Origin of the sequence: Streptomyces fuscigenes (genome assembly GCF_021556455.1) — a bacterium.
GTDB classification, from domain to species: domain Bacteria; phylum Actinomycetota; class Actinomycetes; order Streptomycetales; family Streptomycetaceae; genus Streptomyces; species Streptomyces fuscigenes.
This window is the reverse complement of sequence record NZ_JAKGCV010000255.1, coordinates 1-8,176: the sequence shown is the minus strand read 5'-3', so window position 1 is coordinate 8,176 and position 8,176 is coordinate 1. Positions and strand designations below refer to the sequence as shown.

The window sequence follows — 8,176 nt, the reverse complement described above, 5'->3', positions numbered from 1 at the left end:
GACCCGCCGGGCACGCCCACCGTCTGAGCCGCCGCGCCCGCCCCTGCCGCCCCCCGCCTACCGCACCCCCCGCCGCGCCCGCGCCTGCCGCACCCTCCGCCTGCCGCACCCCCCCCGCCCGCCGCGCCCGCGCTCGACCCGGATCGCGCCGGTTCGCCCGTCCCCGCCCGGGAACGTGAGCCGCGCCCGTTTCTGCTTCGGCCTCCGGCCGCAGGGGTGGATGCCCGTTTCCGCGGGAAACCCCCGGCGTCCGTTCCTGGCCGGAAAGCGCCACGGGGCCCGCTCGCGTCGCGGCAGGCCCCGGCGTGCCCGCGCGGGCCCCTGTCGGCGGTGACCTCGCAGGACGGTATCCGGCCCCCGGGGCGCGGCTGCCGCGGCGCACGCCGTGGCCGCCGGGCCGATCCCGGTACGCGCGGTGAAGTCGGCGCAAAGTCGTCGTCGGCGGGAAACAGCCGCGGGCGGGAAACGGTCACCGGGCCGGGCGGGGGGCGCGCCCTCCGCTTTCGCACACGGGACCCTCCCGCGTCCAGGGGCGGACACGCTACCGATACGACCCCGACACACTTCTGACGCACCGTCGGCGAAAATCTGACCCGCCGTCGCCAAGTGATCACACTGTGCTCGCGGGCAGTCGAAAGCGTACGGGTTCCATACGGTCAGGAGCGGTCCGGCTGGTGCGTGAGAGGATCAACCTCCGTACACTGGCGACCGTTTGGCGTAGGGCATTGCAGGAGTCGTAAGCGCTTGCCACCGAGGAGAGCCGGGGCTCCGGGCGCCTTGCGCCGTCGCCGTCCGCAGCTTGGCCCCTGGTCAGGGACGACCCGGAAGCTCAGCCCCAAGCCCCAACCCTCTAGGACCCTCACTAGTGAGCTCGATATCCGTAGCCGCTGTACTGCTCGGCGTCGCGACCCTCGTCTTGGTCGTGGTCTCGCTGAGGCTCGCACGATCGCGCCGTCAGCAGGCCCGCAGAGCACGTGAACTGGCCCAGGCCGCCCAGGCGGCCGACGCCAGGGCGCTGGCCGCCGAGGCAAGGACGCGCTCGGCCGAGGCGCGCGTCCAGGCCGCGCAGGCCCAGGGGGGCGAGTTCCGCGAGGAGCTCGACCACCTGGTCTCCCGCCGGCTGCCTGCCCTGGCGCTGAACCTCATCAGCGACCACCACCCGGTCCCCGGCCCGCTGCACGCGGAGGGGGCGGCAGCTCCCGGCGCCACGGCCGGCGACGGACCCCGCGACGCGGCTGACGGGGCGGCCGCGGCCACGGATCCGTTCGCGCCCGTGCTCGACCTGTTCCGCACGACCGTGCTCAAGGAGCGCCGCCGCATCGACGCCGCGGCCCGCGCGGCCCTGCGCGGCGCGAGCCAGGACATGCAGGCCCTCTCCTACCGCCTCCAGACGGAGATCGACGCGCTGCAGCACGAGTTCAGCGCGCCCCGCAGCCTGACGCGCCGTCTGCTCGCGGCCGACCACCTCAACGAGCAGAACCTGCGTCTGATCCAGAAGGCCGCCATCGTGTGCGGCGCCTGGCCGGGCCACGTCCGCAAGGACACCTACGCCGCCGAGGTCGTCACCGGGGCCTCCTCCCGGCTGCGCGGTTTCGACCGCGTGAAGATCAGCTCGCGGATGCACGCGTCGAACATCGCCATCGTCGGCCGGGCCGCGGAGCCCGTGGCCGTCGCCGTGGCCGAGCTGATGGCCAACGCGCTGGAGCACTCCCGCGACGACCTCCTCGTGGACGTCAGCCTGATCCAGACGGAGAACGGCAGCGTCTGCGTCACCGTCGACGACGCAGGCAAGGGAATGACGGGTGAGGCGGTTGCCCGCGGCAAGCGCCTGGTCTCCGGCGCCGACCAGCAGAACGTGATGCTCACCGAGCTCGGCGACCCGCCCTCGCAGGGCTTCGCCGCCATCGGCCGGCTCGTCGCCGACTACGGCTTCCACGTCTCCATCGACAACCCCTCCCCGTACGGCGGCGTCCGGGCCGTGCTGTCCATCCCCCCGAACCTGCTGACGTCGATCGACGAGGAGGCGGAACCCCTCTCGGCCATGGCTCCCCTGCCCGCAGTACCGCCCCAGGTCCCCAAGCGGCCCGCCCCCACGGCCCCCGCCGCTCCCTCCGCGCCCGCGCCGGTGCCCACCGCCGCCGCGGTCGCGCCCGAACTCCCGCAGCGACGCCGGCGCGAGCCGGCCAGGGCCGTGGAGGCCGAGGCCGCGGCCCCCACGACCCGCGATCTGGACCCGGAGCGGGTCCGTGACACCTGGAGCCAGTTCGAAGAAGGGCTCGCCAGTGGCCGGGCCCACAACGACCCGGAGGAGACTCTGTGAGCACCCCCCACCAGCAGATAGAGCAGTCAGCCTGGTACCTGAATCCGATCGTCGAGATCAAGGGTGTCCGGCACGCGCTGATCATGACTCTGGACGGCATGGTCGTGGCCAGGTCGGCCGAGCTGCCGGTCGACGAGGCCGACGGCATCGCCGCGATGACCTCCGCCCTGCACGCCGCCTCGCGCTCCGCCGCCAACACGGCCCTCGGCGCGCCCGAGGCGACGCCGGTGGAGACCGTCACGGTGCAGAACGCGTACGGCACGTACATGGTGATGCCCGCCGGAATCCGGACGAACACACTGATCGCGGTCTCGGGCGACGCCGACATGCCGATGGGCGTCGTCGCGCACACCATGGCCCGGCAGGCGAAGAAGCTGGGCGAGCAGCTCATGTCCGTGCCCGTGCGTTCCGATGACAACGCGTCATGAGCCGGGGCCAGGAACAGCGAAGGCTGCTGCCCGCTTATCTGGCGACCGGCACCGGCGGCGCCCCCATCGGTAGCACCATCGACACGCTGACCGCCCTGCGTGCCACCGGCATTCCCCTCGCGCCGTACCACACGTCGGTCCACCAGCGTGTGGTGGAGCTGCTGGAGGGCGGCTCGCTCACCGTCATGGAGATCGCCGGCTATCTCGGCCTCCCGGTGAGCGTCGGCATCGTCGTCGCCGAACAACTCGTCACGGACGGCCAGCTCAAGGGCAGTGCCCCGGTGGCGGATGCCGCCGAGGTCGCCGCGAACGCGAATCGCCCGTCCAAGGAAGTCATGGAAGAGGTTTTGAGTGGACTCCGAGCACTCCTGGTCTAGCCCGCAGGCCGGCCACGCGGGGACGCTGTCGCCGTCGGCGGGCACGGGCCCCACCGGGCAGCGCCCCGTCTATCTCCCCGAGGGCGCGCACCGGCGCGTGAAGATCCTGGTCGCGGGGCACCTCGGTGTCGGCAAGACCACCGCCATCAGGACGTTGTCGGAGATTCCGACACTGCACACCGAAGAGGTCATGACGGACGCCGCGGCGGCCACCGACGACCTCAGCCTCGTGGGCCTGCGCAACAAGACCACGACGACCGTCGCGATCGACTTCGGGCGGCTGACGCTGCCCGGTGACAAGATCGTGCTGTACCTGTACGGCACGCCGGGCCAGCGACGCTTCCTGCCGCTGTGGAAGGGCATCGCGCTCGGCGCGCTCGGCGCGCTCGTCCTCGTGGACACCCGCAGGCTGGACGCCTCCTTCGAAGTGATGGATCTCATCGAGGAGCGCGGTTTGCCGTACGCCGTCGCGGTGAATGTCTTCCCCGACTCACCCGATTACAGTCTGGAGATCCTCAGGGCAAAGCTCGACCTTGCCCCGGACACGCCTCTCGTGCAGTGCGACGCGCGGCAGACCAACAGCAGCCTCAACGCCCTCATCGAACTCACCGCCCATTCCATCGCGCGCGCCGGAGAAAAGACCTCGTGACGACCACACCCGACACAGCCCCCGTGCGCCTGTACGGGTCCGAACACGCGGCGGACCCGCGGCGCAGCTACGAACTGCTGCGTGCCCAGGGCCCGGTGGCCCTGGCCGAGGCCGCGCCCGGTTTCGTCGTCCACCTGGTCACCGACTACCGCGCCGCACTCGACCTCCTCAACGACACCGACACCTGGTCCAAGGACTCGCGGCCGTGGCAGTCGCGGGTGCCCGAGGGCAGCTCGATCAGCCAGCCGTCCCAGTGGCGACCCAACGTCACGTTCGCCGACGGCGACCACCACGCCTACTTGCGCAAGGTGATCACGGACTGCTTCTCGCTGCTCGACCCGCACGACGTACGCACCATGACGTTCCGTCACGCGGACACCCTGCTCAGCGCCTTCGCGGCCACGGGCCGGGTGGACCTGGTCGCCCAGTACGCCCGCCAGCTGCCCCTGATGGTCTTCAACAGCCTCTTCGGCATGGACGACTCCTGGGGGCCGCAGCTGGTCGAGATGCTCGCCGCGATGGTGAGCTCCGACCCGCAGCGCGTCGGCCAGGGCGCGCAGGCCTTCGGGATGTACCTGGCCACGCTCTACGAGAGCAAGGCCAGGCAGCGCGGCCACGACCTCACGTCGTGGTTCATCGACCACCCCAACGGCCTCAGCAGGGAGGAGGCCACCAACCAGATCCTGCTCACGCTCGGCGCGGGCAACGAGCCGACCGCCAACCTCATCGCCAACACCTGCGTGCGCATGCTCAGCGACGACCGTTACTTCGGCACGCTCACCACCGGCAGCCTGCCGGTGCAGCACGCCATCGACGACGCGCTGTGGAACGACTCACCGGTCGCCAACTACAGCTTCCACGCGCCGCGCAAGGACACCGTCTTCCACGGCACGCGCATCCCGGCGGGCTCGCCCGTCATGGTGTCGTACGCGGCCGCCAACACCTGTCCCCACCCGGGCGTGGCGCAGGACGGCTTCCGCTCCGGCAACAAGGCCCACTTGGCATTCGCGGCCGGCCCGCACGCCTGTCCGGCACGCGACCTCGCCCTGCTCATCGCCACGGCGGCGATCGAGCGCCTCGCCACCTATCTGCCCGACATCGTCCTCGCCGTCCCGGTGGAGGAACTGACCTACGCCGAGGGGACGATCCACCGGACCCTCACCGCGCTGCCCGCCCGCTTCACACCTCTGGCACCGGACGCCGACGGGGCCACCCCCTGGAGTCGCAGCGCCCAGGACAGGGCGGACGCCGCGACCACGGTGCCCGCGCACCTGTCTCCCACTCCCTGAACTGCCCCGCTCGTCACGATGACACGGTGCCGGCCGGCCCGACGCGCCGGCCGGCACCCGCACGGCCGCTTACTGGGGAGCACGGTGTTCCCGGCCTGTCCTCCGCGCGAGTGGGGAACCGCACCCACGGTTCTTGACCGAAAGGGGATCGTCCCGTTGACCACCGACACGCTTTCCGGCTCACGAATACCGGACAGAGGCTCGCTGAGATTCCGGGTGGACGCCGTCCTGCGCGGTTTCCTCGACGCGAAGGAGCGAGCCGCCCCCGGCGGCGAACTTCCCTACCTGACCACGACCCTGCGAACCATGCTGACCGGTGGGAAACGATTGCGGTCGGTACTGTGCGTATACGGGTGGTACGCGGCCGGGCGTCCGCCCGAACCGCTGGAGACCGCCATCCACGCGGCGGCCAGCCTCGAACTCTTCCAGGTTTTCGCGCTCGTGCATGACGACGTCATGGATGACAGCGACACCCGTCGCGGTCAACCCTCCGCCCACCGAGCCTTGGCGGCAGCTTACACCGACAGCGGGGGCCCGGGTGCCAGGGCCGAGGCTCACGGCATGGGTGCCGCCGTGCTCCTCGGAGACCTGGCGCTCGTCTGGTCCGACGAACTCTTGCACACCGCCGGCCTGAAACCGCGGCGACTCGCCGAAGTCCTGCCTCTCGTAAGCGAGATGCGCAGCGAAGTCATGTACGGGCAGCTGCTCGACCTGTGCACCACGGGCCGCCGGCCCAGTGGTGACGTGGACGCGGCACTGCACGTCATCCGCTACAAGACGGCCAAGTACACCATGGAGCGGCCGCTGCAGATCGGCGCCGCCCTGGCCGGCGGCTCTCCCGAAGTGCTCGAAGCCTGCAGCGCGTTCGGCATCCCGCTCGGCGAGGCCTTCCAGCTGCGCGACGACCTGCTCGGTGTGTTCGGCGACCCGGCGCGCACCGGCAAACCGACACTGGACGACCTCCGTGAGGGAAAGGCGACGGTGCTCATGGCGCATGCGGTGCGCAACGCCTCCACGGCCCAGTTGAAGCTGCTGCGCAAGCGGGTCGGAGACCCCGACCTCAGCGAGCAACAGGCCGTCCTGGTGCGGGAGATCCTTGAGGACACCGGGGCGCGCGAGGCCGTCGAGACCATGATCGAGGAACGTCGCGACGTCGCGCTGCGCGCGCTCGACGCGGCGCCCTTCACGCGTGAGGCCGCCGCGTGCCTGCGCGACGTGGCCCGTACCGCGACCGTACGGCAGGTGTGACAGTGCGGAAGGAGCAACGCATGGAGACCGGCGGGAACACGGCGCTCGAACGGGAGACCCCCCTCGGGGTGCGGGCGGCCCGGCTGGTGGCGTCGGTGGAGCAGGACGGGTGGGGCTCGGTGCGCCCGTCACTCTACGAGACGGCCCGCGTGGTGTCGTACGCGCCCTGGCTGGAGGGCGACGCGCGGCGCGTCACGTACCTCCTGGACGAACAGGCCCCGGACGGCAGTTGGGGCGAGGGCGGCGAGACCTACCGCCTGGTGCCGACGCTGAGCGCGGTGGAGGCGCTGCTGTCCGTGGCGCGCCGGCCGTCCCTGCCCGCCGCGACGGCCGAGCGCGCGGTGGCGGCCGTCGCCCGGGGCCTCGCGGCGCTGCACGCCCTGCCCGAGGCCGGCCCCTGGCCCGACACCGCCGCAGCGGAGATCCTGGTGCCGGCGCTGGTCGCGGCCGTCAACGACCACCTGTCGGGTGGGGAGTTCGAGGGGCACGACGCCCTGGGTCCCTGGCGGCGCGGCGCCGGATTGCCCGTGCCCGGCGGCTACCACGGCGCCGCGCCGAGCCACGTCGCACGGAAGTACGGCGCGGTGGGCGACCTGCCGGTGAAGTTCCACCACACCTTCGAGGGGCTGGCGCTGCTGCTGCCGGACGCCCTCGTGCCCCGGGACCACGAGGAGCGGGGGCTGCTGGGCAGCTCGCCGGCTGCCACCGCCGCCTGGGCCGCGCGGCGCACCCCGGGGCCGCCTCCGTACGGCGGCGGTGTCCCCGGAGCGGAGGTGCTGTCGTCGGCGGCCGTGCGGGAGCTGCGGGAGGCGGGGCGCCGCTACGGCGGCCTCTTCCCCGAGGCCGCCCCCATCGTGGTCTTCGAACGGCTGTGGGTGGCCGCCGCGTTGTCCACGGCGGGCCTGCTCGACGAGGCCGGAGCCCGGACGGCGCGGCGCTGGGTGGAACGCATCTACGACACGTCCGGTGTGCGGGGCGCGCCCGGGCTCATGATCGACGCCGACGACACCGCGATGGCCGTGCTCGTCGCGGCCCGGCTCGGCCTGCCGCTCGGCCCCGAGCCGCTCGCGCTGTTCCACAACGGCACCCACTACGACTGCTACCTCGGCGAGGACACCGGCTCCGTCACGGCCAACGCGCACGCCCTGCGCGCGCTCGGCGCCTCCGCCCGCCGAGACCCGGGCCTGCGGATCACGCGGGCCGCCGAACTGGCGGGTCAGGTCGAGTGGTTGACCGGCGCACAGCACGCCGACGGCTACTGGCCCGACAAGTGGCACGCGTCCCCGTACTACGCGACGGAGCGCACCGTCACGGCCCTGGCCCGGCACGGCGGCGACCGGGCCGCCGGCGCCCTGGCCCGCGCCGTGGAGTGGACCCGGGACGCGCAGCGCCCGGACGGCACCTGGGGAGTGTGGGGCGGCACCGCGGAGGAGACCGCGTACGCCGTGAAGATCCTGCTCGGCGCGCCGGGCGGCCACGAGCACGCCCTGAAGCGCGCCGAGGCCGCTCTCGACGCGATGTGCGCGCCGGGCTCGGACTACCGCCACCCGCCCCTGTGGCACGACAAGACGCTGTACGCGCCACTGGCCATGATCGAGGCCGAAGTGCTCGGGGCTCGGCACCTGTTGAGGGGGCGGCATGGGTGACGGGCGGAGCGCGGAGGGACGCCGCGCCGAGGCCCGCGGCCCCGACGGCCCCGGCGCCGACGGCCACGGGGGAAGCGGCACCGACGGCCGCGGCGCACGCGGCGAGGGGGCGGCAGCACACCACGACGGAGCAGTCCACGAGAAGGGCAGTGGCATGAGCGAGCAGGCGGCAGGAGCAGACCGGGCGCCGTGGCCGCCCACCGGCCGGGCCGCGCAGGC

Annotated in this window: 7 protein-coding genes and 1 pseudogene; all 8 read left to right on the top strand. The window is 72.8% G+C overall.

The genetic code is table 11. The features are described from left to right. The first annotated feature begins 865 nt into the window (after nucleotides 1–865). Nucleotides 866–2,320 carry an ATP-binding protein gene (locus tag L1885_RS19150; RefSeq protein ID WP_235798377.1) on the top strand — a complete coding sequence of 485 codons (1,455 nt, stop codon included), beginning with the start codon at nucleotides 866–868 and terminating at the stop codon, nucleotides 2,318–2,320. Continuing rightward, the gene (locus L1885_RS19145; RefSeq protein WP_235798376.1) at nucleotides 2,317–2,748 is read left to right on the top strand and encodes a roadblock/LC7 domain-containing protein; all 432 of its coding nucleotides are present in this window, start codon (nucleotides 2,317–2,319) and stop codon (nucleotides 2,746–2,748) included. The genes L1885_RS19150 and L1885_RS19145 overlap by 4 nt, the downstream gene beginning before the upstream one ends. Continuing rightward, nucleotides 2,745–3,125 carry a DUF742 domain-containing protein gene (locus L1885_RS19140; RefSeq protein WP_235798375.1) on the top strand — a complete coding sequence of 127 codons (381 nt, stop codon included), beginning with the start codon at nucleotides 2,745–2,747 and terminating at the stop codon, nucleotides 3,123–3,125. The genes L1885_RS19145 and L1885_RS19140 overlap by 4 nt, the downstream gene beginning before the upstream one ends. A 25-nt stretch (nucleotides 3,126–3,150) precedes the next feature. Further along, nucleotides 3,151–3,774, top strand: coding sequence for a GTP-binding protein (locus tag L1885_RS19135; protein ID WP_372481978.1), 624 nt, complete (start codon nucleotides 3,151–3,153; stop codon nucleotides 3,772–3,774). Further along, nucleotides 3,771–5,063: a cytochrome P450 family protein gene (locus L1885_RS19130; RefSeq protein WP_235798374.1), complete on the top strand. Its 1,293-nt coding sequence runs from the start codon at nucleotides 3,771–3,773 to the stop codon at nucleotides 5,061–5,063. The genes L1885_RS19135 and L1885_RS19130 overlap by 4 nt, the downstream gene beginning before the upstream one ends. Nucleotides 5,064–5,279: 216 nt before the next feature. Continuing rightward, nucleotides 5,280–6,311, top strand: a complete 1,032-nt coding sequence (locus L1885_RS19125; RefSeq protein WP_235798373.1) for a polyprenyl synthetase family protein — start codon at nucleotides 5,280–5,282, stop codon at nucleotides 6,309–6,311. A 20-nt stretch (nucleotides 6,312–6,331) separates the two neighbouring features. Then, the gene (locus tag L1885_RS19120; protein WP_235798372.1) at nucleotides 6,332–7,957 is read left to right on the top strand and encodes a prenyltransferase; all 1,626 of its coding nucleotides are present in this window, start codon (nucleotides 6,332–6,334) and stop codon (nucleotides 7,955–7,957) included. Next, a pseudogene (locus L1885_RS19115) lies at nucleotides 7,950–8,176 on the top strand (hypothetical protein); the annotation flags it as partial. The gene L1885_RS19120 and the pseudogene L1885_RS19115, both read left to right, overlap by 8 nt.